A 1,544-nucleotide genomic window follows, 5' to 3' on the forward strand; every position below is an offset into this window, starting at 1 on the left:
AGAGCTTCGCTTACGCTAACCCCATCAATTAACCTTCCAGCACCGGGCAGGCATCACACCCTATACGTCCACTTTCGTGTTTGCAGAGTGCTATGTTTTTAATAAACAGTTGCAGCGGCCTGGTTTCTGCGGCTGTCGTCAGCTCAGGAAGCGAGTTCCATCACCAACAACAGCGTACCTTCTCCCGAAGTTACGGTACCATTTTGCCTAGTTCCTTCAGCAGAGTTCTCTCAAGCGCCTTGGTCTACTCGACCTGACCACCTGTGTCGGTTTCGGGTACGATTCCTGTGTAACTGAAGCTTAGAGACTTTTCCTGGAAGCATGGCATCAACCACTTCGCTGTACAAGTACAGCTTGCTATCAGATCTCAGCATAGAGTACCCCGGATTTGCCTAAGATACATGCCTACATCCTTTCACCTGGACAACCAACGCCAGGCTGATTTAGCCTTCTCCGTCCTCTCATCGCATTACACAGAAGTAATGGAATATTAACCATTTTCCCATCGACTACGCCTTTCGGCCTCGCCTTAGGGGTCGACTCACCCAGCCCCGATTAACGTTGGACTGGAACCCTTGGTCTTTCGGCGAACGGGTTTTTCACCCGTTTTGTCGTTACTCACGTCAGCATTCGCACTTCTGATACCTCCAGCATGCTTCTCAACACACCTTCATCGGCTTACAGAACGCTCCCCTACCACGTATACAAAGTATACATCCGCAGCTTCGGCACATAGTTTTAGCCCCGTTACATCTTCCGCGCAGGCCGACTCGACTAGTGAGCTATTACGCTTTCTTTAAAGGGTGGCTGCTTCTAAGCCAACCTCCTAGCTGTCTATGCCTTCCCACATCGTTTCCCACTTAACTATGATTTTGGGGCCTTAGCTGGCGGTCTGGATTGTTTTCCTCTTGACTACGGACGTTAGCACCCGCAGTCTGTCTCCCGGATAGTACTCATAGGTATTCGGAGTTTGCATCGGTTTGGTAAGTCGGGATGACCCCCTAGCCGAAACAGTGCTCTACCCCCTATGGTATTCGTCCGAGGCGCTACCTAAATAGCTTTCGGGGAGAACCAGCTATCACCAGGCTTGATTAGCCTTTCACCCCTATCCACAAGTCATCCCCTGGCTTTTCAACGACAGTGGGTTCGGTCCTCCAGTTAGTGTTACCCAACCTTCAACCTGCTCATGGATAGATCGCCTGGTTTCGGGTCTATACCCAGCAACTAAACGCCCTATTAAGACTCGATTTCTCTACGGCTCCCCTATACGGTTAACCTCGCTACTGAATATAAGTCGCTGACCCATTATACAAAAGGTACGCAGTCACACCACGAAGGTGCTCCCACTGCTTGTATGCATGCGGTTTCAGGATCTATTTCACTCCCCTCACAGGGGTTCTTTTCGCCTTTCCCTCACGGTACTGGTTCACTATCGGTCAGTCAGGAGTATTTAGCCTTGGAGGATGGTCCCCCCATATTCAGACAAGGTTTCACGTGCCTCGCCCTACTCGTCATCATTATGTGTGCCATTTCGTGTACGGGAC

The 1,544-nt window shown here is 50.5% G+C and carries 1 rRNA gene; it reads right to left on the reverse strand.

The window, feature by feature from the left end:
* Positions 1 to 1,544: ribosomal RNA gene (locus tag J502_RS15960) — 23S ribosomal RNA — on the reverse strand; the annotation flags it as partial.

This window comes from Acinetobacter sp. 1294596, assembly GCF_000582925.1.
Lineage (GTDB): Bacteria > Pseudomonadota > Gammaproteobacteria > Pseudomonadales > Moraxellaceae > Acinetobacter > Acinetobacter radioresistens.